23 protein-coding genes and 1 pseudogene are annotated in these 24,795 nt (G+C 68.0%); 8 read left to right on the plus strand and 16 right to left on the minus strand.

Annotated features, from left to right (window positions below):
* The 7 genes and pseudogenes from AC1DBX_RS12730 to AC1DBX_RS12760 form a co-directional block, all read right to left on the minus strand.
* Nucleotides 1-140: pseudogene (locus AC1DBX_RS12730) on the minus strand (bifunctional D-altronate/D-mannonate dehydratase); the annotation flags it as partial.
* A gap of 89 nt (nt 141-229) precedes the next feature.
* Complete coding sequence (locus tag AC1DBX_RS12735; RefSeq protein WP_476873383.1) at nt 230-1,261, minus strand: sugar kinase; 1,032 nt, start codon at nt 1,259-1,261, stop codon at nt 230-232.
* Nucleotides 1,261-1,932: a bifunctional 4-hydroxy-2-oxoglutarate aldolase/2-dehydro-3-deoxy-phosphogluconate aldolase gene (locus AC1DBX_RS12740; RefSeq protein WP_476873384.1), complete on the minus strand. Its 672-nt coding sequence runs from the start codon at nt 1,930-1,932 to the stop codon at nt 1,261-1,263. The genes AC1DBX_RS12735 and AC1DBX_RS12740 overlap by 1 nt, the downstream gene beginning before the upstream one ends.
* Before the next feature lie 77 nt (nt 1,933-2,009).
* Nucleotides 2,010-3,158, minus strand: coding sequence for a galactonate dehydratase (gene dgoD, locus AC1DBX_RS12745; RefSeq protein ID WP_476931897.1), 1,149 nt, complete (start codon nt 3,156-3,158; stop codon nt 2,010-2,012).
* Nucleotides 3,159-3,165: 7 nt separating this feature from the next.
* Nucleotides 3,166-4,068 carry a carbohydrate ABC transporter permease gene (locus AC1DBX_RS12750; RefSeq protein ID WP_476857978.1) on the minus strand — a complete coding sequence of 301 codons (903 nt, stop codon included), beginning with the start codon at nt 4,066-4,068 and terminating at the stop codon, nt 3,166-3,168.
* Nucleotides 4,065-5,033, minus strand: coding sequence for a carbohydrate ABC transporter permease (locus AC1DBX_RS12755; protein WP_476887559.1), 969 nt, complete (start codon nt 5,031-5,033; stop codon nt 4,065-4,067). The genes AC1DBX_RS12750 and AC1DBX_RS12755 overlap by 4 nt, the downstream gene beginning before the upstream one ends.
* Nucleotides 5,034-5,166: 133 nt before the next feature.
* Nucleotides 5,167-6,462: an ABC transporter substrate-binding protein gene (locus AC1DBX_RS12760; RefSeq protein ID WP_223913573.1), complete on the minus strand. Its 1,296-nt coding sequence runs from the start codon at nt 6,460-6,462 to the stop codon at nt 5,167-5,169.
* A gap of 140 nt (nt 6,463-6,602) precedes the next feature.
* On the opposite strand from AC1DBX_RS12760, the gene AC1DBX_RS12765 reads away from it, so the two are divergent.
* On the plus strand, nt 6,603-7,367 hold the full coding sequence (locus tag AC1DBX_RS12765) for a FadR/GntR family transcriptional regulator (RefSeq protein ID WP_476857979.1): 765 nt from the start codon (nt 6,603-6,605) through the stop codon (nt 7,365-7,367).
* A gap of 84 nt (nt 7,368-7,451) precedes the next feature.
* Here AC1DBX_RS12765 and AC1DBX_RS12770 read toward each other — a convergent pair whose 3' ends face one another.
* Nucleotides 7,452-8,483 carry an aldo/keto reductase gene (locus AC1DBX_RS12770; protein ID WP_476851734.1) on the minus strand — a complete coding sequence of 344 codons (1,032 nt, stop codon included), beginning with the start codon at nt 8,481-8,483 and terminating at the stop codon, nt 7,452-7,454.
* Nucleotides 8,484-8,502: 19 nt separating this feature from the next.
* Nucleotides 8,503-9,375 carry an NAD-dependent epimerase/dehydratase family protein gene (locus tag AC1DBX_RS12775; RefSeq protein WP_476871362.1) on the minus strand — a complete coding sequence of 291 codons (873 nt, stop codon included), beginning with the start codon at nt 9,373-9,375 and terminating at the stop codon, nt 8,503-8,505.
* 174 nt (nt 9,376-9,549) lie between these two features.
* On the opposite strand from AC1DBX_RS12775, the gene AC1DBX_RS12780 reads away from it, so the two are divergent.
* Entirely contained in the window at nt 9,550-10,020 is a 471-nt protein-coding gene (locus tag AC1DBX_RS12780) for a universal stress protein (RefSeq protein WP_223913569.1), read from the plus strand.
* 10 nt (nt 10,021-10,030) lie between these two features.
* Complete coding sequence (locus AC1DBX_RS12785; protein WP_476851736.1) at nt 10,031-10,717, plus strand: SRPBCC family protein; 687 nt, start codon at nt 10,031-10,033, stop codon at nt 10,715-10,717.
* A 63-nt stretch (nt 10,718-10,780) separates the two neighbouring features.
* Here AC1DBX_RS12785 and AC1DBX_RS12790 read toward each other — a convergent pair whose 3' ends face one another.
* Nucleotides 10,781-12,145, minus strand: coding sequence for a phosphoribosyltransferase family protein (locus AC1DBX_RS12790; RefSeq protein ID WP_476857980.1), 1,365 nt, complete (start codon nt 12,143-12,145; stop codon nt 10,781-10,783).
* A 118-nt stretch (nt 12,146-12,263) separates the two neighbouring features.
* Nucleotides 12,264-14,999 carry a magnesium-translocating P-type ATPase gene (mgtA, locus tag AC1DBX_RS12795; protein WP_476931898.1) on the minus strand — a complete coding sequence of 912 codons (2,736 nt, stop codon included), beginning with the start codon at nt 14,997-14,999 and terminating at the stop codon, nt 12,264-12,266.
* 244 nt (nt 15,000-15,243) lie between these two features.
* Between mgtA and AC1DBX_RS12800 the strand changes: the two genes are divergently transcribed.
* Complete coding sequence (locus AC1DBX_RS12800; RefSeq protein ID WP_476851739.1) at nt 15,244-15,978, plus strand: GAF and ANTAR domain-containing protein; 735 nt, start codon at nt 15,244-15,246, stop codon at nt 15,976-15,978.
* 25 nt (nt 15,979-16,003) lie between these two features.
* Here the strand turns inward: AC1DBX_RS12800 and AC1DBX_RS12805 are convergent, their stop codons facing one another.
* The 4 genes from AC1DBX_RS12805 to AC1DBX_RS12820 all read right to left on the minus strand — a co-directional run bounded on the left by AC1DBX_RS12805 (nt 16,004) and on the right by AC1DBX_RS12820 (nt 18,459).
* Complete coding sequence (locus tag AC1DBX_RS12805) at nt 16,004-16,825, minus strand: alpha/beta fold hydrolase (RefSeq protein WP_476887564.1); 822 nt, start codon at nt 16,823-16,825, stop codon at nt 16,004-16,006.
* A 143-nt stretch (nt 16,826-16,968) separates the two neighbouring features.
* The gene (locus AC1DBX_RS12810) at nt 16,969-17,178 is read right to left on the minus strand and encodes a hypothetical protein (RefSeq protein WP_028276113.1); all 210 of its coding nucleotides are present in this window, start codon (nt 17,176-17,178) and stop codon (nt 16,969-16,971) included.
* A 95-nt stretch (nt 17,179-17,273) separates the two neighbouring features.
* Complete coding sequence (locus AC1DBX_RS12815; RefSeq protein WP_028276112.1) at nt 17,274-17,687, minus strand: VOC family protein; 414 nt, start codon at nt 17,685-17,687, stop codon at nt 17,274-17,276.
* Nucleotides 17,688-17,892: 205 nt separating this feature from the next.
* Complete coding sequence (locus AC1DBX_RS12820; protein ID WP_476931899.1) at nt 17,893-18,459, minus strand: type 1 glutamine amidotransferase domain-containing protein; 567 nt, start codon at nt 18,457-18,459, stop codon at nt 17,893-17,895.
* 173 nt (nt 18,460-18,632) lie between these two features.
* Between AC1DBX_RS12820 and AC1DBX_RS12825 the strand changes: the two genes are divergently transcribed.
* The 3 genes from AC1DBX_RS12825 to AC1DBX_RS12835 all read left to right on the plus strand — a co-directional run bounded on the left by AC1DBX_RS12825 (nt 18,633) and on the right by AC1DBX_RS12835 (nt 21,944).
* The gene (locus tag AC1DBX_RS12825) at nt 18,633-20,507 is read left to right on the plus strand and encodes a Na+/H+ antiporter (protein WP_476931900.1); all 1,875 of its coding nucleotides are present in this window, start codon (nt 18,633-18,635) and stop codon (nt 20,505-20,507) included.
* A gap of 149 nt (nt 20,508-20,656) precedes the next feature.
* Nucleotides 20,657-20,902: a DUF2630 family protein gene (locus AC1DBX_RS12830; protein ID WP_223913561.1), complete on the plus strand. Its 246-nt coding sequence runs from the start codon at nt 20,657-20,659 to the stop codon at nt 20,900-20,902.
* Nucleotides 20,903-20,939: 37 nt separating this feature from the next.
* Nucleotides 20,940-21,944, plus strand: a complete 1,005-nt coding sequence (locus AC1DBX_RS12835) for a CapA family protein (RefSeq protein ID WP_476931901.1) — start codon at nt 20,940-20,942, stop codon at nt 21,942-21,944.
* A gap of 33 nt (nt 21,945-21,977) precedes the next feature.
* Here the strand turns inward: AC1DBX_RS12835 and AC1DBX_RS12840 are convergent, their stop codons facing one another.
* Nucleotides 21,978-23,054 carry an LLM class flavin-dependent oxidoreductase gene (locus AC1DBX_RS12840; RefSeq protein ID WP_476931902.1) on the minus strand — a complete coding sequence of 359 codons (1,077 nt, stop codon included), beginning with the start codon at nt 23,052-23,054 and terminating at the stop codon, nt 21,978-21,980.
* Between the two features lie 253 nt (nt 23,055-23,307).
* On the opposite strand from AC1DBX_RS12840, the gene AC1DBX_RS12845 reads away from it, so the two are divergent.
* A complete protein-coding gene (locus AC1DBX_RS12845) occupies nt 23,308-24,687 on the plus strand; it encodes an ammonium transporter (protein WP_476931903.1) in 1,380 nt (459 codons plus the stop codon).
* Nucleotides 24,688-24,795: the final 108 nt, after the last annotated feature.

Below are 24,795 nucleotides of genomic sequence, written 5' to 3' on the forward strand. Positions count from 1 at the left end.
AAATAGGCGGCCACGGCGAGCTCGCGCCCGTTCAGGGTCGCGTCCCCGATCCCGGTCACGCCGTCCTCGGTGGTGATCCGCAGGGTCACGAAGTTCCGGGAGGGGCTGGTGACGAACACTTCAGCGGCAATGATTTTCACAACAGGTCCAGGCTTTCTTGGTCGGTGAATGTCGGGCGCGCCGGATAGCCGCCAGTGTGGTTCAGCGCGGGTGGTTCAGCGCGGGGGGCTTAGCGCTGGGTGGTTCCGCCCGGCGTGGTCCCGAGCAGTGCCAGCTCCGCACGGCCGGGCAGGCCTTCCCAGTCCCCCGCGGTGCTGACGGCGAAGGCTCCCGCCAGGGCGCCGCGCTGCAGGCGGCCGGCGACGTCGGCGCCGTCGAGCAGGGCGGACAGGTAGCCGGCGGTGAAGGCATCCCCGGCGCCCACGGTATCGATGCTGGTCACAGGCACGGCGGGCACTTCCCATCGCCCGTCGGCGGTGTGGACACCGGCGCCGGCGGCGCCGCGCTTGACCACAACTTCGCGGACGCCGCGCTCCAGCAGTTCGGCGGCCATGGCTGTTTCGGCGGCATCTGCATCTGTATCGGCATCGCCGGGGTGCGGTGATCCCTCCGGGCCAGCTCCCACCGGGGCAGCGACCAGCCCGAGCTCATCGTCGGAGGCGATCACGATGCTGGCGTGCCGGGCGAGCGGCGAGAGCGCGGCGCGGGCCTCCTCCCGGGTCCAGAGCTTGCTGCGGTAATTGACGTCGAGGGAGACCTCCATGCCTTCGGCGGCGGCGCGCTCGGCCGCGTACTCCACGGCCTTGCGGGCGTCGGGGCTGAGGGCGGCGGTGACGCCGGTCAGGTGCAGGATCCGCGCCCCGGCCGCCAGGGCACGGTCCAGGTCCTCCCGGCCGAGGGTGGACCCGGCGGATCCGGCGCGGTAGTAGAAGGCCCGGGTGACATCCGCGGTGCGCTGTTCAAGGAACATCACCCCGGTGTTCCTTGCCGCGTCAATCCGGTGCCGCAGCCCGATCCCCTCGGCGCGCAGCTGCCGCAGAATGTACTCCCCGTGCGGGTCGGCGCCGACAACCCCGGCCCAGGTGACGCTGTGCCCGAGCCGGGCGACCCCGACGGCCACGTTCGATTCGGCCCCGGCCACGTGCATGCCGAGGCTGCCGCCGGCGGACAGCGGGCCGGTGGACCGCAGCGAGACCATGGACTCACCAAACGTCAGCAGGTCGACGCCCTCCCCAGCCAAAGCCGGGCCGACGGCGGCCATCACCGCAGGCTCTCCGCGCGTGGGCGGCCGAACCCGGCGGCCAGGGTCAGGAAACCGCGGGCCCGCTCCCGCATCGGGGCGAGGTCGCCGCCGGAGCCGGCATCGCCGAACAGCGGTCCGCCGAGCCCCACGGCAATGGCGCCGGCTTCCCAGTAGCCCTCGGCTTCATCCAGCCCGACGCCGCCGACGGCGATGAACGGGATCCCGGGGAACGGGTCGCGGAGCGCCTTGAGGTAGCCCGGACCGCCGATGGAAGCGGGGAAGAGCTTGACGGCCGTGGCGCCGCGGTTCATGGCTTCGTGGGCTTCGCTGGGTGTCAGCGCACCGGCGAGCACAGGCAGTGCCAGCCGGGCCGACTCGGCAATCGACTCTGCCAGCGACGGGGTCACCATGAACTGGCCGCCCGCATCGGCGACGCGGGCAACGTCCTGGGCCGTCAGCACCGTTCCGGCACCGACGAAGCAGCCCCCGGGGGCGGCCGCGCGGACTTCACGGATGGCTTCAAGGGCCCGCGGCGTGGTGAGCGCTATTTCGACATACCGGAAGCCCTCCTCCATCGCCGCGAGGGCTGCCTTCGCGGCGGCCGCGCCGTCCGTGCCGCGCACAATGGCCACCAGCCGGCTTTCCTGGATCCCGGCCAGCAGCAGTTCGGGCGTCAGGGTGTTCTCCATGTCAGGCTTCTCCTTCGGGGCAAATACGTCAGGGCAAATACGCCGGGGCGACAGGTCCGGTCCCAGCGTTCCGGCGTTCACCACTCGGCGAAGGCGCCGTCGGGGTGCCGCCAGACGGGACCGCGCCAGGCATGCCCGCGCTTGTCCGCGGCCCGGACCACGGCCTCGTCAATCTCGATGCCCAGGCCCGGGCCGGTGAGCCGTTCGATGTGTCCGTCCACGAACTTCAGCGGGGACTTGTCCACCACGTAGTCCAGGACTTCGGCGCCCTGGTTGTAGTGGATGCCGATGCTTTGCTCCTGGATCAGGAAGTTGGGCGTCACGAAGCCCACCTGCAGGCAGGCGGCGAGCGCCAGCGGGCCCAGCGGGCAGTGCGGGGCGAGCTGGACCTCGTAGATTTCGGCGAGCGAGGCGATTTTGCGGACCTCGGTGATGCCGCCGGCGTGGGAGAGGTCCGGTTGGGCCACGGCGATGCCGGCCTGCAGCGCGGGCAGGAATTCCTGCCGGCTGTAGAGCCGCTCACCGGTGGAGACCGGCGTCGTCGTGGAGGATGTGAACTCGCGCAGCAGGTGCGTGTTTTCCGGGACCACCGGCTCTTCGAGGAAGAAGGGCCGGTACGGTTCCAGCAGCGGCGCCACCCGGCGGGCGTTGGCGAGGCTGAAGCGGCCGTGGAAGTCCACGGCGACGTCGCGGTGATCGCCGAGGACCTCGCGGGCGGCGGCGACGCGGCGGACGACGCCGTCGAGCTCGGCCACGGAGGCGATGGGGCTCATCCGGCCGCTGGCGTTCATCTTGACCGCCGTCAGGCCGACCTCCAGCTGCGCGCTGATCTGGTCCGCCACCTCGTTGGGCTCATCCCCGCCCACCCAGCCGTACATCCGGATCCGGTCCCGGACGTGGCCGCCGAGCAGCTGGTGCACGGGCGTGTTGAAGTGCTTGCCGGCGATGTCCCAGAGGGCCTGGTCCAGGCCGGACACGGCGCTGGCCAGGATGGGCCCGCCGCGGTAGAAGGACCCTTTGGTCATGACCTGCCAGTGGTCCTCGATCCGGAGCGCGTCGTTGCCGATGAGCAGCTCGGAGAGCTGGTCGACGGCGGTGCGCACGGTTTCGCTGCGGCCTTCGCAGCTCGCCTCGCCCCAGCCGACGATCCCGCTGTCCGTCTCGATCCGGACGAAGAGCCAGCGCGGAGCGACGAGGAACGTTTCAATCCTGCTGATGAGTGTCATCTGTTGCCTAGCCCTTGGTCGCGCCAGCGGTCATGCCGGAGACGATGTACTTCTGCGTGAAGAGCGCAATGATCATGATCGGAATGGTGACCACGGTGGCGGCCGCCATGAGTCCGCCCCAGTCGATACTGGCGTAGGAGACGAAGTCGAAGATCGCGACCGGCAGGGTCTTGGTCTTGGAGCCGGAGAGCACCAGGGCGAACATGAAGTTGTTCCACGAGAAGATGAAGGACAGGATGCCGGCGGTGGCCATGCCGGCGACGGAGAGCGGCAGGGTGATGCGGCGGAAGGCGCCGATCGGGGTGAGGCCGTCCACCTGGGCCGACTCCTCCAGCTCCAGCGGCAGGGAATCGAAGTAGCTCATCATGATGTACACGATCAGCGGCAGCGCGACGAACATGTGGCTGAGGATCAGCACCTCGAAGCCACCCACCATCTTCAGGTTGGAGAAGACGTAGTACCAGGGCACCAGCAGGGAGACGCCGGGGATGACGCGGGCCATCAGGACCACAAGGGCCGAGCGGTGCATCGTGAACCGGCTCATGGCGTAGGCGGCGGGCACGCCCAGGACCAGCGACAGGGCAGTGGAGACGAAGGCCACCCAGAAGCTGTTGAAGATGAAGACGAAGTAGTTGTTCCGCTGCAGCACATTGGCGTAGTTCTCGAACGTGGGCGTGAACAGGAACGACTTGCCGGTGTCGTAGATGTCCACGTTGGTCTTGAGGGATGCCAGCAGCATCCAGAACAGCGGGGCGATCAGGAACAGCACCACGGCCACCAGTGCCGCCACGCGGAACACCTTGTACGCGCGGGTGCCCAGCGGCTTCCGGGGGCGCGGCGCCGGTGTGGGCCGGGCGGGGTCTGCGGTCCGGGGCTCGGTGTTTTCTGTGTTTTCTGTCAGTACGGTCATTTGCTTACCGCTTTCTTGCGCATGGTCAGCAGCCACATGGAGCCGATGATGATCATGAAGAACAGGATCAGCACCGCGGAGGAGAGCCCGTACTGGTTGTAGTCGAAGCTCAGCCCGTAGGCGTAGACGTTGAGCGTTTCCACTTCGTGGAAGGACCCGCCGCCCTTGCCCTTGGTGGCGTAGAGGATGTCGAAGGTCTTCAGGGCGTCGATGCCCCGGAGCAGGATGGCGACGATCACGGTCGGCATCATGAGGGGCAGCGTGATGAAGAAAAAGCGCTGGAAGGCGTTGGCGCCGTCCATCCGGGCCGCCTCGTCGGGTTCCTCGGAGAGCGAGGTCAGTCCGGCCAGGAGGATCAGGACCACCATGGGGGTCCACTGCCACACATCCATGAAGATGGTGGTGCCGAGCGCCGTGTCCTGGCCGGAGAGCCAGGGCTGGGCGGGAATCCCGACCATGCCGAGCAGCTGGTTGACGAAGCCGATGTTGGGATCGAAGATCAGCCGCCACATCATGCCGACGGCCACGGGAGTGGCGACGAGCGGGAGCAGGATGGCCACGCGGACCCATTTTTCGCCGCGGAACGGGCGCCACAGCAGCAGCGCAATGCACATGCCGAGGACCACTTCGCAGACAAGGGCAACGCCGGTGAAGCTCAGCGTGCGGCCGACGGCGGGCCAGAAGCGTTCGACGTCGGAGAGGACCGTGAGGTAGTTCTGCACGCCAACAAACTCGGAGGTCGCCCGGACCGAGCCCTGCGAATCGGTCAGACTCAGGTACAGGGTCCAGCCGAGGGGGAAAACGATCAGGACGCCGACGAAGATCATGGCGGGGGCGGCGAAGAGCCATTTGCGGTGCCGGTTGGCCCAGCCGGAGAAGTTCTCGCGTGCACCGGGGGTGCGGGCGCCCTTGCGGCCGGACGGCGGCTGGGTCTGGGCGCTGCGGGGAGTGGTCAATACAGACATGGTTCACCTAAGGAGTTGGGGGTGAAGTGAAAAGCTGGCCGCGGCGGGACGACATCGGACCGCCGTCCCGCCGGGCTGTTTGGTGCTCAGGCGCAGTGCTCAGGCGCGAAGCCTGGCTGGCGCGCCGGGGGCGCTACTTCTTTTCGCTGTCCAGGAACTTCTGGAAGGCGTCGTGCGCCGTGTCGGCTGCGGCGGACGAGTCAGAGCCGGTGATAGTGGCGACGATCGGGCCGCCCACGATTTCGCGGGCCTTGCCTACGGTGACAACCTCGGGACGGTCGTGCCCGACGCCGTTCTTGGCGCTGGCGGAGATGGCCTCGGCGAGGTCCTTCGGGTAGGTGGAGGTGCCGGCCTGGTCCGCCCAGACCGAGGCGCGGGGTCCGGGGACTCCGGCCTTCTGTGCCTCGAGGGTGCGTTCCTTGCTGGTGGCCCACTGGATGAACTTCCAGGCGTTGTCCTGGTTGCTGGATGCCTGGTTGATGGCGAGGCCCCAGGACGGGATGTTGTACGGCTTGGAGCCGGCGGGGCCGGCGGGCAGCGCGGCGAAGCCGACGGTGTCGGCGACCTTGGACTTGGCCGGGTCGGTGGCGTTCTTGTAGAGCGAGTCGGCCTCCGTGTAGAAGGCGGCCTTGCCCTGGGTGAAGATCGCCATTGCCTCGGGCCAGCTCATGTCGGTGCTGACGTTGGCGGGGCCGTAGTTCTTGATCAGGCCGCCGTAGAACGCGTAGGCCTTCTTCGCAGCGTCGGAGTTGACGGCGGACTTGCCGCTGGCGTCGGTGAAGTCGCCGCCGAAGCTGTACAGGAAGCTGGAGAACTGGGTGACGGCGGCGGACTTGCCGGTGCGGGCCACGAAGCCGGCCGTGCCCGGGGAGGAAGCCTTGATGGCCTTGGCCGCGGCTTCGAGCTCGTCCATGGTCTTGGGAACCTCCAGGCCGGCGGCCTTCAGCAGGTCCTTGCGGTAGTAGAGGACTTCGCGCTCGGTGATGATCGGGACGCCGACCACCTTGCCGTCAGCGGTGGTGGCCTTGACCGGGCCCTCCTGGTAGTCCTTCCAGTCCCACGCGGCGTCCGAGGAGACCTTGGACGTCAGGTCCGCGAGGTAGCCGTTCTTCGCGAACGCCTTTCCTTCCTGGAGCGGGCGGTACATCATGACGTCGATCTCGTCGCTGCCGGCGTTGAGCTTGACGTTGTACTGGTCCGAGAGCTGGTCTTCGCCCAGCTGGGTCAGTTCGACCTTGAGCCCGCTGGACTTCTCGAATTCCGGAATGGCTGCCTTGATGCCCTCGGTCCAGACGTGGTTGGCGAGGGTGACCCGGACGGTGCCGGAGGTCTTGGCGTCGGCGCTGCCGCTGGCCCCGCCGCAGGCAGTCAGGCCCAGGGACAGGACGGCGGCGACGGCCGCGTACTTCGCAATTGAACGTCGCTTCATTACGACTTCCTTTGGTTTTCAGGGCTGGGCGTCTCTGTCCAGCCGGCTGCAAATGCATCTTTACATCTGCTCTGGAAGTGATCTTAGGTAAATAAAGCAGATTTATACAAGACCTTGAGGGCTCCCAGTATGATTTATTTATGAAAACTCCAAAGGCGGAGCCAACAGCAGACCTGCACGCCGTGCTGCTCCAGAACCTGGGGCTTGCCATCGCCGAAGGGACGCTGGCACCGCACTCGATCCTGCGCCTGGACGAGATTGAGGCCCGGCACAACGTCTCCCGGTCCGTGGTGCGGGAAGCCACCCGCGTGCTGTCCTCCAAGGGGATGCTGGAGTCGCGGCGGCGGCTGGGGACGGTGGTGCAGCCGGAGGAATCGTGGAATGCGTACGACCCGCAGGTAATCCGCTGGCGGCTGGCCTCGTCAAAGCGGCTGGAGCAGCTGCAGGCCCTGAACGAACTCCGCGGGGCAATCGAACCGGCGGCCGCCCGCCTCGCCGCCGGGAGGGCTTCCTGGGATGCCGGGAGCGACCTCGTCTCGCTGGCCGCACGGCTGTGGGCATCCGGCCAGCGCGGAGACCGGGACGAGTTCCTGCGGCTCGACATCGAATTCCACGCGTCAGTACTCCGGGCCTCCGGCAACGCCATGTTCGCCCAGCTGCATAACCTGGTCACCGAGGTCCTGACCGGGCGCACCCAGCACGGCCTCATGCCGCACTTGCCACACCACGAGGCCCTGCAGCTGCACGTCGATGTGGCCAGCGCCATTCAGCGCGGCGAGGCGGACGCCGCGCACGCCGCCATGAGCAGGATCGTGGAGCAGTCCACGGAGGAAATGGGCGACATCTGGTCCAGCTATCATGCCGGCGGCCCCGCCTCCCCGGAAGGGCAGCACTCCCCCGAATGACAGCGCGGGGTCACTTCCGGCCCATCGCCACCCCCCGGACCGGCGCTAAATGACCCCGCGTTGCCTTGTTAGCCCGTTGCCTTGTTAGCGGCCGCCCTCGAGCTTCCGGCTGCGCTGTTCCTGGGCCATCGGCCCGTACGGATAGACTCCGACGCGCGGCCGGCTGGCCTCGGTCAGCCGCTCCGTCTCCCCCGCGGTGAGCCGCAGATCCGCGGCCGCGAGATTGTCCGCCAGCTGCGCGGTGGTGCGGGCGCCCAGGATCACCGAGGTGACCGCCGGCCGGTCCGCCAGCCAGGCCAGCGCCACCTGGGAAGGGCTCACGCCGTGGCGCCCGGCGGTCTGCTCCACCTCGGCAATCACGTCCCAGGTGCGCGGATCGGCGTTGCGGGCCTCCCAGGCCTCCATCCCCCGTTTCGGGTTCTCGCCCAGACGGGTGGCCCCGGCCGGCGGCTGGTCGCGCTTGTACTTGCCGGACAGCCACCCGCCGCCCAGCGGCGACCACGGCAGCAGCCCGATCCCGGCGTCGAGTGCGGCCGGCACAATTTCCGACTCGATCTCACGGACCAGCAGACTGTACTGCGGCTGCAGCGTCACCGGGGCACTCCAGCCATGTGCCTTCGCCACATGGACCGCCTTGGTCAACTGCCAGCCCAGGAAGTTGGAGAAGCCGTAGTAGGCGATTTTGCCGCTGGTGACGGCGTCGTGCAGGAACCGGAGGGTCTCCTCGAGGGGCGTAACAGGGTCCCACGCGTGCAGCTGGTAGAGATCGATCTGTTCTACGCCGAGCCGGCGCAGCGAGTCATCGAGTGCCCGGACAAGGTGCCGGCGGGAGGTTCCGACGTCGTTGGGGGCCTGGCCCATCGGGAAGCGGCCCTTCGTGGCCACCACCGCCCGGTCCCGGACCTCGGCCCGGTCCGCCAGCCACCGGCCGATGATTTCCTCCGACACCCCCGAGCTGTAGACGTCGGCGGTGTCGATGAAGTTGCCGCCCGCCGCGAAGTAGTCATCCAGGATCGCGCGGGATTGCTCCTCGGTGGCCTCGGCGCCAAAAGTCATGGTGCCCAGCGCATAGTTGGAGACGACGGCGCCGCTGTTGCCCAGGGTGCGGTATTGCATGGAGCTCCTCAAGTTGGGGTCAGTCTTCCGTGGGGGTGGTGCGCAGCGGGTGGTAGTTCCGCCAGGTGTGCTCCGGTGCGTAACCCAGCAGCCGTTTGGCCTTGTCGATCGAGAGCATGGTCTCGTGCTCGGCCAGGTCTTTGACCACTTTGACGTTCGGGAACACCTCGGCGGCCAGGCTGGCGCTGGAGCGGCTCATCACCGTGTCCTCGTTGGCGATGATGAACGCCTCGAACCCGGGCTTGCCGTGCTCCAGGGCTCGGGCCACGGCCTGGGCGCCGTCCCGGCCGTCAATGTAGCCCCAGAGATTCCACTTGCGCGCCCGCGCGTCGTGGTCGAAGGAGGGGAATTCCTCATAGTCCTCCGGGTCCATCACATTGGAGAACCGCAGGCCGGTGATGCTCAGGGCCGGGTCCCAGCGGGTCAGCTGGATGGCCATCTGCTCCTCAAGGTGTTTGACCAGGGAGTACGTGCTTTCCGGCCGGGCGGGGTAGTCCTCGTCCACCGGGATGTAGGGAGGGTCCACGTCGAAAGGCAGCCCCAGCACCGTCTCACTGGACGCGTAGACGATTTTCTTGATCCCGGCCCGCCGGGCAGCCTGGAACACGTTGTAGGTGGACTGCATGTTGTTCTCGAAGGTGGCGGCATCCGGGGCATGTCCCGGTGCGGGAATCGCGGCCAGGTGCACCACGGCGTCAAAGCCGGCATGGCGGTCCTCCAGGCCGAGGAACACGTCCACCACCTGGCCGTAGTTCCGCAGGTCCACCTCCGTGAAGCCCGGGCCGCGCGCACCGGTGCGGTCCAGGTTGGTCACCTCGTGCCCGTCATCGCTGAGCCGCCGCACGACGTTTCGGCCCAGCTTTCCGCTTCCTCCGGTAACAGCAACTTTCATCAGGAACTCCTCGGGTGGCAGGCTCGGCTGACCGTCATGGTCCGGCCGGGGGGCCGGCACCTGCTCCGGTGCCGGCGGTCCCCGTTCCACCCTAAGCGGAGGCGGCCACGGTGCCCAGCCCCGCGTGACTTTCGGCCCTAGGCAGTCCCGGGGGCAGGGGCAAGGCTGGGGAGCATGAACGGTGATCAGCGCATTGTCGTGGGTGTGGACGGTTCCGAGTTTTCGACGACGGCGCTCCGCCTCGCCGGGCGCATGTCCACCGCTCTGAACATCCCGTTGGAAGTCATCACATGCCTGGGAACTTCCGATTTCTTCCTGGCCTCCCACCTGCCCGAGGACAGAACGCCCACCCTCGATGAGCTGGAGGAGACCGCCGAACGCCTCGTGGACCAGGCACTGGAGCGGGCCTTCGGCGAATCGCGTCCGGAAGGACTTACCCGCTCGGTCAAGTTCGGGGCGCCCGCCAAGGTCCTCGTCGAGGAAAGCCAGCACGCCGAAATGCTCGTGGTGGGCCGGCGCGGCAAGGGCGGCTTCCTCCATCAGGTCATGGGCTCGGTGAGCGCGGCCGTCGCGGCCCACTCCCACTGCCCGGTGGTGGTGGTTGGGCCGGAATCGGATGACCCCAGGGGCCGGACCAGCGCATGAGGTCCCTCGCGTGAGCGGTCAGCACGTCCCCGGCCGGTTGCGCGGACCGCTCGCGGCGCTGGCTGCGGCATCGGCGGGCGCAGCCTACGTCCTGGCTGTCCGGCCGCGGCTCCTGCGCTGGGGGGCTACCACCCAGGAGGCCGCCGGCCCGCTCGCCGGGGACGAGATCGTGCCCGCCCCGCGCATGCAAAGCACCCGCGCGATCACTATTGCGGCCCCGGTGGCAGAGGTCTGGCCGTGGCTTGTCCAGATGGGCGCCGGGCGGGGCGGTTTCTACTCCTACGACTGGCTCGAACGCGGCGCGGGTCTGGGCATCCGGAGCGCGGACCGGATTCTTCCGGAGCTGCAGCGCCTGAAAGTTGGCGACGTCGTTCCGCTGTCCCCCGACGGCGGCCTTCCGGTCCGGCTCATCCAGTCCGGGGCGGCGCTGGGGCTGGGCGGAACCATCGATCTGCGCACGGGGAGGATGTCGCCGGCAGGGGTCCGTCCCATCGGGCGCCGGCTGGACGTCGGCTGGACGTTCGTGTTGCGACCTGCTGGGCCCCAGGCCACCAGGCTGCTGTCCCGCACCCGGTACGACTTTTCGCCCCTGGCGGAGGGTCTGGCCCTGCGTGCACTGCTGGAACCGGTGCAGTTCCTGATGGAACGGCGGATGCTCCTGGGGATCCGGTCCAGGGCAGAGGGCCGCCGGCGCTAGGGTCCGCGGGATTCGTGGTCCCGGCCCTCCCCGGTTCTGGCCACCTCAGACGCCCGCGGCCCCTCAGACGCCCGCGGCCCGCGCGCCGGCACCGTTCGGGGGAAGCAGGTAGTCGACAAACCAGTCCCGCGCCAGGATGGCCGCCGCCGCGAGCGTGCCCGGCTCTTCAAACAAGTGCGTTGCCCCCTGCACGACGGCGAGCTGGCTGGGACTGCGCATCATCGCCTTCGCCCGGCGGTTCAGTTCCAGGACCTCGTGGTCCAGGCTCCCCACAATCAGGAGCGTGGGCGCCTTGACGGCGGACAACCGCGGGCCGGCGAGGTCGGGGCGGCCGCCGCGGGACACGACAGCCGCGATCCGCGCCGACGGCTCCGACGCCGCCCACAGTGCAGCCCCGGCTCCCGTGCTCGCACCGAAGTACCCCAGAGCGCAGGAGGCCGTGTCCGCCCGGGTGGAAAGCCAGTCCGTTGCCGAGGACAGCCTGCGGGCCAGGAGTTCGATGTCAAAGACGTTGGCGCGGTGGCGCTCCTCCGCCGGCGTCAGCAGGTCCAGCAGCAGCGTGCCGAGACCGGCCTGTTGCAGGACGCCGGCCACGTACCGGTTCCGGGGGCTGTGGCGGCTGCTGCCGCTGCCATGGGCGAACAGCACCACGGCGCTGGCCGGCACCGGAAGGTGCAGCTGGGCCTGGAGCCGCACCGCGCGGGACGGGATTTCCACTTCCTCGTCGACGTCGGCGGCGTTGTCGGCGCGGATCGCCGTCGAGGTCCAGAAGGGCGGCGGTGCGGCCTCGACGCGTTTGGCCGCAAGATCGAGCAGGCGCAGCACCTCGTCGTCGTCAGTCGGCGAGAAGTCCCGGTAGTGGTATCCGACGGCGGTGAACTGGCGCGGCGTCGCCAGGCAGACCACTTCGTCCGGTTCCGTCAGGTCGGCGAGGGTCTCGGCGGGGGCAACCGGAACGGCCAGGATCACGCGGGCCGCACCCTGTTTGCGGGCGACCCGGCAGGCCACGCGGGCGGTGGAGCCGGTGGCGATCCCGTCGTCGACGATCACCGCGATGCGTCCGGTCAGGTCGTGCCGGGTCCGGCCCTTCCGGAACAGGACCACCCGGTTTTCCAGCACGCCGCGTTCGCGTTCTTCAACAGCTTGGAGTTCCGCACCGCTGATCCGCGCATGGGCCAGGACCTCCTCGTCCAGGACTTTGGCGCCGCCTTCACCGATAGCCCCCATGGCGAGCTCGGGCTGGTAGGGAAGCCCAAGTTTCCGCACCACAATCACATCCAGGGGAGCATCCAGGGCTGCGGCGACTTCGAAGGCCACAGGCACGCCGCCGCGCGGCAGGCCCAAGACCACAATGTCCTGGCCACGCAATTCCGCCAGACGCCTGCCGAGCTGCCTGCCGGCGTCGACCCTGTCTTCAAAAATGCTCATGGGCTATGGCTTTCAAGTCGAAGCGTGGGCCATCGGCCATCAGTCGTGTGCTGCTGAAACTGGTGCGCTCCTACGGGTTCCCCTAACCCGAACAGGACCAGGTGGCCGCTGACTCCAACTATCCGCCCGCGCCCGAAACCCTGTGAGGGCCTTTATGCCCGAGTTTGCGTCGGCGGCGCCAGCCCGGGCCACGGTGGACGAGCAGCGGCCTGGCCGCCGGGATGCTGAAGCGGGCGGCCCGGCGGGCGATGCGGTGGGTCTGGCCGCGGTGCCGGAGCGCCGCCGGCTCGCGTGAGACAGGCTGCTGGGCGGCCCGGGAGTAGAACCAGACTTTCGCCATTTCCACCAGCACCAGGTACACCACTGCCATCCCGAGCAGGGCGAGGAAGAACGGCACAGGCAGCGGATCGAAGCCCAGCACGCCGGCCAGGGGCGAGAACGGCAGGTACACCCCGAGGGCCACCACGCCCAGGGAGGCCCCGACCAGGCCCAGCGACGGCCTGCTCCGGAAAAAGGGCACGCGCCGGGTCCTGATGACGAAGATGATCAGCGTCTGCGTCACGATGGACTCGATGAACCAGCCGGCCCGGAATTCGCCCGGAACCGCGTCGAAGACGAAAAGCATGAGGGCGAAGGTCGCGAAGTCGAAGATGGAGCTGATGGGGCCAAACAGGAACATGAAACGCCGGATGAAGCCGATGTCCCAATGCGATGGGGCCACCAGCTGTTCCTTGTCCACCCGGTCGCCCGGAATGGCCAGCTGGCCGGCATCGTAGAGCAGGTTGTTGAGCAGAATCTGGCCCGGCAGCATGGGCAGGAAACTCAACACCACGGAGGCCGTGGCCGCGCTGAACATGTTGCCGAAGTTGCTGGACGTGCCCATGAGAACGTACTTGATGGTGTTGGCGAAGATCCGCCGGCCTTCCATGACGCCCTCGGCCAACACCCCCAGGTCCTTGTCGAGCAGCACGACGTCGGCAGCGTCCTTGGCGACGTCGGTGGCGCTGTCGACCGAGATGCCGATGTCCGCGGCATGCAGTGCGAGGGCGTCGTTGACGCCGTCGCCCATGAACCCGACGGCGCCGCCGCTTAGCCGCAGCAGCCGGATGATCCGCGCCTTCTGTTCGGGCGACACGCGGGCGAAGATGCTCGCCTCCCGTGCGGCGGCGGCCAGCTCCGGATCGGACATGGCCTCCACGGCGGCGCCGCTGAGCGTCCCGCCGGAGAGCACGCCGAGTTCGTCACAGACCTTTTCGGCGACCCTGGCGTTGTCGCCGGTGGCGATCTTGACCGTAATGCCGAGCGCCTCGAGCTGGTCAAGGGAGGCCCGTGCATTGGCTTTGGGCCGGTCCAGGAAGATGAGGAAACCGGCAAGGACCAGGTCCTTCTCGTCGGGCGGCGTCAGGTCCTCCAAGCCGCCAGCGGGTCGCGTTCCGACAGCCACCACCCGGGATCCGGCGTCGAACTGCTTGTCCAGCACCGCCTGCACGTCCGCCGGCGTGCCCACGCAGAGGGCCAGGACGTCTTCCGGCGAGCCCTTTGTGATGATGCGGGCAGGTCCGTTCGCTTCGCGCACCAGCACGCTGGTCCGGCGGCGCTGGTGGTCGAAGTCTATGACGTCCAGGCGTTCGTAGCGCTCCGGCCGGAAGCCCGCCGCGTCGGGTGATTCCCAGAGGGCGGCATCCAAGGGGTTCAGGCCGACCGTAGAGAGCCTCGCCTCGGCGTATTCGGCCTCTGTCGCCAGCAGTCCGAGCGTGAGCAGCTCAGCGGGCTCGATGCCCGCGCCGACGGGCAGCGCGGCGGTGAAGCTGATCCGGCCCTCGGTCAGCGTCCCGGTCTTGTCCGTGACCAGGATGTCCATGTCGCCCAGGTCCTCGATGCAGACCAGGCGCTTCACCAGGACCTTGCGCCGGGCCAGCTGCCGGGTGCCCGTGGCCAGGCTGGTGCTGACCACCGCGGGCAGCAGCTGCGGAGTGATGCCGACCGCGATCGCCAGGGAGAACAGCAGGGATTCGATCACGGGCCGGTGCAGCAGCAGGTTCGCGACGAAGATGAGCGAGCTCAGTCCGATGGCCACCTGCAGCAGCAGGAAGGAGAACCGCTTGAGGCCCAGCTGGAACTCGGTCTGCGGCTGCCGTTCGCCCAGGCCCAGTGCAATCCGGCCGAATTCCGCCCGGCCTCCGGTGGCTACCACCACTGCCGTGCAGCTGCCGGACTGGAGCACGGTCCCCATGAAGACGCAGCTGGTCAGGTCCGCCAGCGGGGCATCCTGCGGCACGGGCGCAGGATCCTTGGCGACCGGCAGCGATTCCCCGGTCAGGATGCTTTCATCACACAGGAGGTCCTTGGCCGTCAGCACCCGCATGTCCGCCGGAATGATCGCGCCGATCCCCAGGTGGACGACGTCGCCGGGCACCAGCGCGGTGACGTCGATTTCGCCCGGACTTCCGTCGCGGACGACGACGGCGCGGTGCGTGACGCGGGAATGCAAGGCCTCCGCAGCGCGTTCGGCCCGGTATTCGTTGCTGAACCCCAGCCCGACGCTGACCATCAGGATCACGCCGATGACGATCGCGTTCGTGGCGTCCCCGAGAAACAGTGAAAGCCCGGCGGTGATGAGCAGGAGGAGCAGGATGGGGCTTGCCAGCTGCCGGCCCAGCACCGACCACCCGCTGGCCATGTGGGTCCGCACCGCATTCGGCCCGATTTCCGTCAGGCGCCTGCCCGCTTCGGCACCCGTCAGTCCGTTCCCGCCCGAGCCCAGCTCGGCCAACACGGCGCCAACAGGCCGGCCCGCGGCGCGGGCGATCGCCAGCGGGGCGGAGGGTAAGTCCTTGACGTCCAGCTCTGGCATACGGAATCCGTTCGCGACATTTCGCCTAAGGCACAGCTTATGCCCGGGACGAACGGTTCAGGAGCCGTCCGGCCCGGAGCCCTGTGTGGAACCTGCGTTTCCCGGATGTATATACTCTCCCGGTACGGTTTTGCAGCGAGCCGTTGGATTGTTCTTCGATCCGGCCGCTGCCGTATCCGCCCCTTGCCGCGGTGGGAAGCTCGGCCGGGTCGTCTTGACCTGAGTGAAACGGCACAACAGATAAGTGGTCAGCGAGTCAACCGCAAATTCAATAAACCAGCAGCTGCATGAACTGGTGCTCAGCAGCTCCGACGTCGAGGACTTCCTCGGGGAGCTGGCCCGCGTATCCGCGCGCAGCCTGTCCGAGCCCGGGGACGAGATCCTGTGCGGCATCACGCTTCTTCGGGAAAAGAAGGCGGCCACCGTCGCGAGCAGCAGCCCCGCCGCGCAGGCCATGGACGAAATCCAGTACACCTTCGGTGACGGCCCTTGCATGACGGCTTCCCGGGAACAGGTAACCGTCCACGTTGGGGACCTTGAACTCGATGGCCGTTGGCCGCAGTACGCCGCGGCGGTGCGGGGGCACGGCTTCCGGTCGATCCTGGCGCTGCCGTTCCTGCTGGAAGGCGAGACCCGGGCCGCCCTGAACCTCTATTCGCACCGGCCGGGCCGGTTCGATCACCGCGCCACGGAGCTGGCCCGTGACTTCGTCCACCAGACGTCCATGGCGCTGCGCCTCGCCGTCCGGTTCGCGCACAGCAGCGATACAGCCGCCAACCTCAAGGCCACTCTGGAGACGCGGACCGTGATCGACGTCGCCGTCGGCATCATCATGGCGCAGAACCGCTGCAGCCAGGACGAGGCGTTCGAGCTCCTGAAGTCGGCCTCGAGCGCCCGGAACATCAAGCTCCACGCCGTCGCGGCCGGGGTGGTCGAGTCACTCGGGCAGGGCCCCACCCGGACCCACTTCGACGTCTAACCCCGGCCCCGAGCAGCCAGTGCGGTCAGGCCGGGCTTCCGGGCAGCGGCTCGCCCGCCGCCGCGCCAAGGCCCGTAAACGCCAGAATGCCGTCCCGCACTTCGAGGGCCCGGTTGTGCTGGACGACATGCCCGGTTCCCTGCACTTCCAGCAGCCGCCCGCGGCTGGCGAGCCCGGCCAGCCGGCGGCACCAGTCTGCATCCGCGATGGGGTCGTTGGCGCCGCGCACCACGAGGACCGGTGCGCTGACGCCGGCGATCTTCTGTTCCATCGGGTACTCCATCATGACCTGCAGGGTCTTGAAGTACCAGGACGGGCCGCAACGCAGGTAGTCGGTGAAAACCAAGGCGTTCGAGGAGGGACTCTCGTAGAACAGGCAGTCACGGCCCAGCGCCAGGCCCATCTGTGCCACGGATCCGTGCCTGGGGTCCACCACGGGACCCATCAGCACCACATTCGAGATCTGTTCCGGCTGCTGAAGGGCCGCTTCCAGAGCCATCTGTGTTCCCATTGAGTGCCCCACCAGCACTATTTCCGCCACGCCAAGCTGTTCCATGGCGCCGAGGATGTAACGGGCGTGGTCGGCAATGGACAGCTGGTACGCGGGCTTGGGGGTGGCACCGAATCCCGGCAGGTCGATGGAGTAGGTCTCCCTCGACCCGGCCAGGAGCCGGTGCAGCCGGCGCAGGTAGCGGTGTGACGCGCCGATTCCGTGGATGAGCACGACGGCGGGCGCGGACCCGCCGGCCATTTCGCGCGAGGCGAAGACGTGGCCGGCGTGGCCCGCGGCTGAAATCTCCAGGCGGACCGGACCGGTCATGCTGTAAACGACCGCGGCGGGGAGCACGGGTACAGGAGGGACCGCGTGGCAGCTGCCGGGGTCATGAAGGGCTCGTTTCGTCGCCGGGTGGTCAGCCCAGTCTAGTAAGCCTGCTGGCTAGAACCCTGACGCCGTGCGGGGCGGCCGGCCCTTCAGGATGATCGGGCGGATCAGTTGTCCCGTTTGTCCCGCTCCTCGAACTCCTCATCGAGGTCATAGTGCCGGAATTCCGTCTCCGGATTCGGCTCCCCCTCCACCACGTACTCATAGTCCAGTTGGCGCTCGACTTGGCTGTCGAGTACCTGAAGATCCTTGTCCGGCAACTTGCTGAGATCCTCCGGGAAGTCATCTTCCGGGCTGAGGTGCAGCTTCTCGGTCATTGCATGGCTCCCTTGGCCAGGGGTTGGACTCGCGCTTGCACTGTCCTGGCTGCATTCAGGATAGCCCTTACTGCCGGCGCGGCCGAGGGCCCGTTTTAGGCGGGCTCGGAGCCTACGTTTACCAGCCAGTCCACACCAAACCGGTCCTTGCACATGCCGAAGACGTCGCCCCAGGGTGCCTTCTCCAGCGGCATGGCGACTGTGCCGCCATCGGCCAGCTTGTCGAAGTAGCCGCGGAGCTCAGCTTCGTTGGATCCGCTCAGGGACACGGAAAAGTTGTTGCCCGCGGTGTAGTCCATGCTGTTGGGCGTGTCCGCGCCCATCAGCACCATGCCGGCGTCCGTCCTGAGCTGGGCATGCATGATTTTCTCCTGCTCCGCCGGGTCTTCGCTGGCGTGGTATTCGGCGAAGGTACTCATGGTCAGTTCCCCGCCGAACACCGACTGGTAGAAGGTCATGGCGTCTTTCGCGTTGTCGCGGAAGCCGAGGTAGGGATTGAGCGTAGTCATGTCCGAAACTCCTTGCTGTTGGGGGCGCCGGCCGGGCGGCAACGACGACGGTGCACGGTACAGGGCATATCCTGCCGCAAAACCAACAGCGTGGGTAGGTGTCCGGCCGCGGAACCGGGCAGCCCGCGACTAACCAGGTGAACGGCCGGCCGAGGGCGTCCGACGGCGGCCGGTGCCGCCGTCGGACGCTGCGGCGGGAGTGCGGCTACGGCGTCTGGCCTGCGTGCTCGCCTTCGGCGATTTCCTCAAGGAGTTTGGCGTTGAAGGCCGGAAGGTCACGTGGGCTGCGGCTGGTCACCAGGCCCTGGTCCACCACGACCTCCTCGTCAGTCCAGATCGCGCCGGCATTCTTCAGGTCCGTCTGCAGCGTGTGGTAGGAGGTCAGGTTCCTGCCGCTGACCACGCCGGCGTCGATGAGCAGCCACGGCCCGTGGCAGATGGCGGCGACGGGCTTGTGCTGCTCGAAGAAGGCACGCGTGAACGCCTGGGCCTCCTTGTCGACTCTGAGGTGATCGGCGTTGACCACGCCGCCGGGGATGACCAGGGCGTGGAAATCAGCGGCGTCGGCCCGCCCCACGGCGAGGTCGACGGCGAACCGCTGCCCCTTTTCGGTGCCGTCATAGCCCTGCAGCTCTCCGGTCTTGGGCGAGACCAGGGTTGGCACACCGCCGGCTTCCTTGACGGCATCCCACGGGCTGGTCAGCTCCACTTGCTCCACACCGTCAGTCAGCAGGAACGCGACCTTCTTGCCGGAAAGATTGTGCTCTGACATGTGTCCTCCTCGTGCCGGGCGCGGGCCGGGCAATATTCGTTCAGTGCCGGCACCAGCGCAGTGTCCCACTTGGTTTGCAGTCTTAACTCTAGAAAGCCGCCAAGTCGTAAGCAAGCTGATGATGCATTGCAGGGACCCGCCGGCACCGGACGGGAAGCTGAGAGAATGGGCCCATGGAAGTCGCTTTCGGGCTGCTGGCCCTCGTCGCCATCGTCTGTGCCTGCAGCGCACTGGGCCAAAGGATCAACATCTCCGTCCCCCTGCTGCTGGTGCTGGCCGGCGTGGTGTGCTCGTTCCTGCCGTTCGTTCCGACCATCGAGCTGAACCCCGAAATCGTTCTGGTCGGGCTGTTGCCGCCGCTGCTCTATGCGGCGGCGCTGCAGACCTCGCTGTTCGATTTCCGTTCCAACCGCCGCTCCATCGGCCTGTTGTCGGTCGGCTACGTCATTTTCGGCACCGTCAGCGTCGGGCTGGTGGTCGCCTGGCTGTTTCCCGAGATCCCGCTGGCGGCCGCCATGGCCCTGGGCGCCGTCGTCGCGCCCCCTGACGCCGTGGCGGCGACGGCGATTGCGCGAAAGGTGGGCATGCCCCGCCGGGTTGTCACCATCCTGGAGGGCGAATCGCTGGTCAACGACGCCACGGCGCTGGTCTGCCTGCGTGCTGCCATCGCCGCGATCGCCGGAGTTGTCTCCGCCGCGGAGATTGCCGGCGGCTTCGTCCTGGCGGTTGGCGGGGGCGTGGCGGTGGGCGTTGCCGCGGCCTTCGTGCTCACGGCGCTCCGCAAGCGGATCCGCAACGTGGCCATCAACACTTCCACTTCCCTGATCGCCCCGCTTGTCGCCTACCTCCCGGCGGAAGCGATCCACGCCTCCGGCGTCCTGGCCGTCGTCGTCACCGGGCTGATCATGGGGACCAAGGCGCCGTCCATGCCAAACGGGGCGGCCCGGCTGAGCCAGCGCAGCAATTGGCACACGGTCCAGTTCCTGCTGGAGAATTCCGTTTTCCTGCTGATCGGGCTGCAGGTCCGGACCATCATCGAGGGCGTCCGGGATGACTCGCTGGGGCCGGAACGGATCTGGTTCGGCTGTGCCGCCGTGCTGCTGGCCGTGCTGGTCCTGCGCCCGGTCTGGGTCTTCCCCGCAACGTACCTGCCGCGGCTCATTCCCGCGGTCCGGCGCAAGGATCCCGCGCCGCCCTGGCAATTTCCGGCGATCGTCTCCTGGGCCGGCATGCGCGGCGTGGTGACGCTTGCCGCCGTCCTGGTCCTGCCGGCGGAGCTGGAGCACCGGTCGGTCCTGATCCTGATGGCCCTCGTGGTGGTGGCCGGCACGCTGACCCTGCAGGGTTTCACGCTCCCGGCGCTGGTCCGGTTGCTGCGCGTGAAGGGACCGGACCCGCGCGAGGACGCGCTCAACGAGGCGTCGCTGATGCAGATGGCGACGGCGGCTGGCGTGCAGCGGCTCCAGGAACTGCGTTCGGACGCCGATCCCCCCGAAGTCGTGGCGATGCTCAAACGGCGCACCCAGGAGCGCGGGCTGGCCGCATGGGAGCGGCTGGGCCGGCCGTCCGCCGAAGCCGCCACCCCCAGCCAGCGGTACGCCCAACTCCGGCTGGCGATGCTGGACGCCGAGCGCACCAAGGTCCTCGAGCTGCGGCGCGGCGGCGGATACGCGCACGAGGTCCTGGTCAACGTCCTTGACCGCCTCGACGTCGAAGAGTCCATGCTGGACGCCGCACTGGAGGAACCGGACGCGGACGGCGGCAGCGGCGGCGAGGGAATCGCCCGGCCCCGCGGCGTTTGTCCGCACCTGGAGTCCGCCCCCGATCTCACCGTCCCGACTGGTCCCTTCTGCGAGGCGTGCGAACGGGAGGGGACGACGACGGTGCATCTGCGGATGTGCCTGCAGTGCGGCAACGTGGCCTGCTGCGATTCCTCGCCGGGAACCCACGCGTACAAACACTTCCAGCTCAGCGGCCACCCCGTCATGCGCAGCGTCGAGCCCGGCGAGGACTGGCGCTGGTGCTACCCGGACGAGCTCCTGGGCTAGGCCGCAGGCGCCGGCCAGCGCCGTCCGGCCCCGGCATCCGGCGCCCCTGTTCACCGCACCGTGCCCTCCGTAGGCTGGAAGGGGACCTGCTGGAAGTGGACCCTGCGAAGAGAAGACTGCCTGCCGCCGTCGGACGAAAAGAGGACACCATGGACAATCAAGACATCCTGGAGCGCATCAAGGCCCTGGTGGAGGAGGAACACGGCCTCCGCGAAGGCTCAACCCAGTCTGGCGGGACCGGAGGCCCGGACATCCTCCGGCTGCAGCAGGTGGAAGAACAACTGGATCAGTGCTGGGACCTGCTCCGCCAGCGGCGCGCGAAAAAAGACTATGGCGAGAACCCCGACGAGGCGGAAGTGCGGCCGGTCAGCGAGGTCGAAGGCTACCAAAGCTAGCCCCCGGGCCCTGACGTGACAGGCAGGCAGGCAGTCCATGCTGATCGCGCTGCTGGGAGACGTCATGCTGGGCCGGCTGGTGAACCGGCACCTGGCAGCGGCCAGGCCTGCCTATCCCTGGGGCGACACGCTGGCGGTCCTGGAGCAGGCGGACGTCCGCGTCGCCAACCTCGAGTGTGTCCTGGCGGCCGGCGGCGAGCCCGAACCCGGCAAGATCTTCCATTTCCGCTCGGACCCGAAGAATGTGGCCAGCCCCCTCGCGGCCGGGATCGACGTCGTCTCGCTGGCCAACAACCACGTCCTGGATTTCGGCCAGGACGCGTTCGTGGAGATGCTGCCGGCGCTGGACGGCGGCGGCATCCTCCATGCCGGGGCCGGCCCCGACCTGGAGGCCGCCCGCCGCCCGGCCGTGTGGCGCGTGGGCGCCATCGCCGTCGGATTCATTGCCTTCACGGACAACGAGCCCGGCTGGGAGGCGGGCACCGCGGCTCCCGGGGTCTACTACGTCCCGGTGGAGGATATCCCAATCGATGACGCCGGCCGGCGCCGCGGGACACGATTGGACGGACTCTTGGAACTGGTCGCCAGGACCAAGGCCCGCGTCCAGGTCCTCATCGTGTCAGCCCATTGGGGCGGCAACTGGGGCTACGACGTTCCGGCCGGGCACCAGGACCTTGCCCGGGACCTCATCGAGGCCGGGGCCGACGTCGTGTTCGGCCACTCGCCGCACATATTTCGCGGCGTCGGCATCCACCGGAACCGTCCCATCATCTACAGTGCCGGGGACTTCATTGACGACTACGCTGTGGACCCGGTCGAGCGCAATGACCAGTCTTTCGTGTTCATGCTCGACACCGACGCCGGCGCACCCCGAACGCTTCGGCTGCATCCGACCATCATCGCCGGATTCCAGGCGCGCCTGGCCCGCGGATCGGCACCCGGCATTGCCGCCCGGATGCAGCGGCTGAGCGGTCAGCTGGGCACGCTGGGCTACTGGAACGCCTCCGGCCGCTGCCTGGAGATTCCGCTGGACCAAAACTGAATCGCTGTAGTGGGCCAGCCGGCGGGCTGATTGTCAGACTGGTTGCTTGCCGGTCCGGCTGCTTACCAGGGCGGCCGAGACGTCCCTGTTGACGGCGGGCATGATCTCCGTGGCCAGCAGTTCAATCGACCGGGCCGTCTCGGCAAAGGGTAGGCCGCCCAGTCCGATCTGGGCCAGGTATCGCGAGTTCCCCAGAGTCTGGTGGATCTCCAGGAGCTTCTCGGTGATCTGCTGCGGGCTCCCCACCAGCAACCCGCCGCCGGGCTCGGTCCAGGAATCGAAGGTGGATCGGGGGAAGTGGTCTACGGGTCGCGGCATGTTTTGTTCGAAGTAGGCCCGGTAGTAGGGGTAGAACGTGTCGCGCGCCTGCTGTGACGTCGGCGCCGCGTAGAAGTGACCGCCAGCCCCCACCGGCAGCGCGCCGGCATCGTGGCCGGCCTCGGCAGCGCTCTCGCGGTAGAGCTCAACAAGGCGGCGGAAACGGGCCGGCCCTGACAGCAGGGCGATGAAAAGAGGAAGCCCGAGCCTGCCCGCCCGGGAAAAACTCGCCGGGGTGCCACCGACGCCCACCCAGACTGGCAGCTTCGCCTGCACCGGGCGCGGGGCGATGTCCATGTCCGGGATGCTCTGAGTCAGTCTTCCGGCCCACTGCACTGTGGAGTTGTCCCGGGCGTTGTCCCGCAGTTCCAGCAGCAGGCGCAGCTTCTCATCAAACAGGGCGTCGTAGTCGTCGAGCCTGTGGCCGAACAATGAATACGACTCCACGAACGCGCCGCGGCCCGCAATGATCTCGGCCCGGCCGTCGGAGATCAGGTCCAGAGTGGCGAACTGTTCAAAGAGCCGCACGGGGTCCTGGGTGGAGAGCACCGTCACGGCCGTGCCCAGCCGGAGATTGGATGTTTCCCGGGCGATCGCTGCCAGGACGACTTCCGGGGCCGAGAGGGCGAAGTCGCGCCGATGATGCTCCCCCAACCCCAGGAATCCGAGGCCCGCCTGATCGGCCAGCTTGGCGAGTTCGACGATCTCTTTTAGCCGCTGCTGCGGGGACAGCGCGATGCCGGTGCTGCTATCGCGGGTGAGCTCGCCGAAAGTGAAGATACCAAAGTCCATATTTATTGAACATTCAATCATTTGAATTCATTCCTGGCCCACCCGGCAGCATCAAAACCGGCGGGCATATGAGGCCGCGTTTACATTCCTGAAACATGCCGGTCACGCGAACTTCACGCCGTCGCGATTCCCGTAACGTGCCCGCAACTTTTCGCCTCACTGCCGGAAACATGGCTCCGCGAGGATTAAATCCGGATCGGGGGCCGGCGGCGACGTGTCCCGGTACGGAAGACTGACGAGAAGGGACCCGCCGGTGGAGCTCACTGCTGGAAGCGTCTGGATGATTGTGTCGGCAGCGATGGTTCTGCTGATGACCCCGGCCCTGGGCCTGTTTTACGGCGGGATGACCCGGGCCAAGGCCTCGCTCAACATGATGATGATGAGCTTCGTCTCGGTGGGGATCGTCGGCGTGGTGTGGGTCCTCTGGGGCTACTCCATGAGCACCGGGCAAGGTGTCCTCGGCGTGTTCGGCAACCCGTTCGCGAGCTTCGGCCTGAGCAGCCTCATCGGTTCGCCGGACCTGATCAAGGCCGGCTACAGCGCCACTTTTGCCATCCTCACCGTGGCCCTCATCAGCGGCGCCATCGCGGACCGCGCGAAGTTCACCTCCTGGGCCCTCTTCGTCCCCGTCTGGATCACCCTCGTGTACTGCCCCCTGGCCTTCATGGTCTGGGGCGGAGGCCTCATGAGTGCCGGCGGCGCCGTAAGTGCCGTCTTCGGCCAGGTCATCGACTTCGCCGGCGGCACCGTAGTGGAAATCGCGTCCGGAACCGCGGCGCTGGTCCTGGTCCTGATCCTGGGCAACCGGCACGGCTTCGGCAAGGACCCCGGCCACCGCCCCCACAACATCCCCTTCATTATGCTCGGCGCGGGCATCCTGTGGTTCGGCTGGTTCGGCTTCAACGCCGGCGCCGCCACCACAGTGGAGCAGGCCGGCCTGATCTGGGTGAACACCCTGGCCGCCCCTGCCGCAGCCATGATCAGCTGGCTGGTGACCGAGAAGGTCCGCCACGGCCACCACACCTCCTTGGGCGCGGCGTCCGGCGCCGTCGCCGGCCTGGTGGCGATCACGCCGTCGTGCGCCAACATCAGCCCGCTCGCCGCGCTGGGCCTTGGCTTCGTGGCCGGTGCGGCCTGCGCCGTGTTCGTGGACCTGAAATTCAAGTTTGGCTTCGATGACTCGCTCGACGTCGTCGGCGTCCACCTCGGCGGCGGCCTGATCGGCACGCTCGCCCTCGGTTTCATTGCGCTCCCGGTGGACGGTGCCGGCGGCGGGCTGTTCTACGGCGGCGGGCTCCACCAGGTCATCGCGCAGGCCGTGGCCGTCCTCATCACGGTGGCCGTGTCCGGCCTCGGGACCGCGGTGATCGGACTCGCCATCCACAAGACGCTGGGTTTCCGGGTCAGCCGCGAGGACGAACTCGCCGGAGTCGACCGGTCCGAACACGCCGAGACCGCGTATGCCTTTGCCGAGCTCGGTTTCAGCCGGTTCAACCCGTTCGGCCACCACACCGGCGCGGCCCACGCCGCGACGCCTTCCCACGCCGCGACGTCCGCCCACGCGGCCGGCCACGCGGCCGGCCGGGCACCGGAAAATGCCTCCGCGCGCGCAAAGGAAGACAGCCTCGTCTGAGCCGGCCGCTGGGGCCGGCTCAAGTTTTTCCAAAGGGCCCGGGTGTAAGACGCGGTCGGAGGCTTAAGATATGGGCGGGGGGCACTCGAATTAGCGAACTCGCTTAAT

Source organism: Arthrobacter sp. 10N44_2 (genome assembly GCF_056394385.1).

Excerpts from the sequence above, each read along its gene's own strand:
- AC1DBX_RS12735 (WP_476873383.1), bottom strand. The coding sequence starts at position 1,261 with ATGGCCGCCGTCGGCCCGGCTTTGGCTGGGGAGGGCGTCGACCTGCTG.
- AC1DBX_RS12740 (WP_476873384.1), bottom strand. The coding sequence starts at position 1,932 with ATGGAGAACACCCTGACGCCCGAACTGCTGCTGGCCGGGATCCAGGAA.
- dgoD (WP_476931897.1), bottom strand. The coding sequence starts at position 3,158 with ATGACACTCATCAGCAGGATTGAAACGTTCCTCGTCGCTCCGCGCTGG.
- AC1DBX_RS12750 (WP_476857978.1), bottom strand. The coding sequence starts at position 4,068 with ATGACCGTACTGACAGAAAACACAGAAAACACCGAGCCCCGGACCGCA.
- AC1DBX_RS12755 (WP_476887559.1), bottom strand. The coding sequence starts at position 5,033 with ATGTCTGTATTGACCACTCCCCGCAGCGCCCAGACCCAGCCGCCGTCC.
- AC1DBX_RS12760 (WP_223913573.1), bottom strand. The coding sequence starts at position 6,462 with ATGAAGCGACGTTCAATTGCGAAGTACGCGGCCGTCGCCGCCGTCCTG.
- AC1DBX_RS12765 (WP_476857979.1), top strand. The coding sequence starts at position 6,603 with ATGAAAACTCCAAAGGCGGAGCCAACAGCAGACCTGCACGCCGTGCTG.
- AC1DBX_RS12770 (WP_476851734.1), bottom strand. The coding sequence starts at position 8,483 with ATGCAATACCGCACCCTGGGCAACAGCGGCGCCGTCGTCTCCAACTAT.
- AC1DBX_RS12775 (WP_476871362.1), bottom strand. The coding sequence starts at position 9,375 with ATGAAAGTTGCTGTTACCGGAGGAAGCGGAAAGCTGGGCCGAAACGTC.
- AC1DBX_RS12780 (WP_223913569.1), top strand. The coding sequence starts at position 9,550 with ATGAACGGTGATCAGCGCATTGTCGTGGGTGTGGACGGTTCCGAGTTT.
- AC1DBX_RS12790 (WP_476857980.1), bottom strand. The coding sequence starts at position 12,145 with ATGAGCATTTTTGAAGACAGGGTCGACGCCGGCAGGCAGCTCGGCAGG.
- mgtA (WP_476931898.1), bottom strand. The coding sequence starts at position 14,999 with ATGCCAGAGCTGGACGTCAAGGACTTACCCTCCGCCCCGCTGGCGATC.
- AC1DBX_RS12810 (WP_028276113.1), bottom strand. The coding sequence starts at position 17,178 with ATGACCGAGAAGCTGCACCTCAGCCCGGAAGATGACTTCCCGGAGGAT.
- AC1DBX_RS12815 (WP_028276112.1), bottom strand. The coding sequence starts at position 17,687 with ATGACTACGCTCAATCCCTACCTCGGCTTCCGCGACAACGCGAAAGAC.
- AC1DBX_RS12820 (WP_476931899.1), bottom strand. The coding sequence starts at position 18,459 with ATGTCAGAGCACAATCTTTCCGGCAAGAAGGTCGCGTTCCTGCTGACT.
- AC1DBX_RS12825 (WP_476931900.1), top strand. The coding sequence starts at position 18,633 with ATGGAAGTCGCTTTCGGGCTGCTGGCCCTCGTCGCCATCGTCTGTGCC.
- AC1DBX_RS12830 (WP_223913561.1), top strand. The coding sequence starts at position 20,657 with ATGGACAATCAAGACATCCTGGAGCGCATCAAGGCCCTGGTGGAGGAG.
- AC1DBX_RS12835 (WP_476931901.1), top strand. The coding sequence starts at position 20,940 with ATGCTGATCGCGCTGCTGGGAGACGTCATGCTGGGCCGGCTGGTGAAC.
- AC1DBX_RS12840 (WP_476931902.1), bottom strand. The coding sequence starts at position 23,054 with ATGGACTTTGGTATCTTCACTTTCGGCGAGCTCACCCGCGATAGCAGC.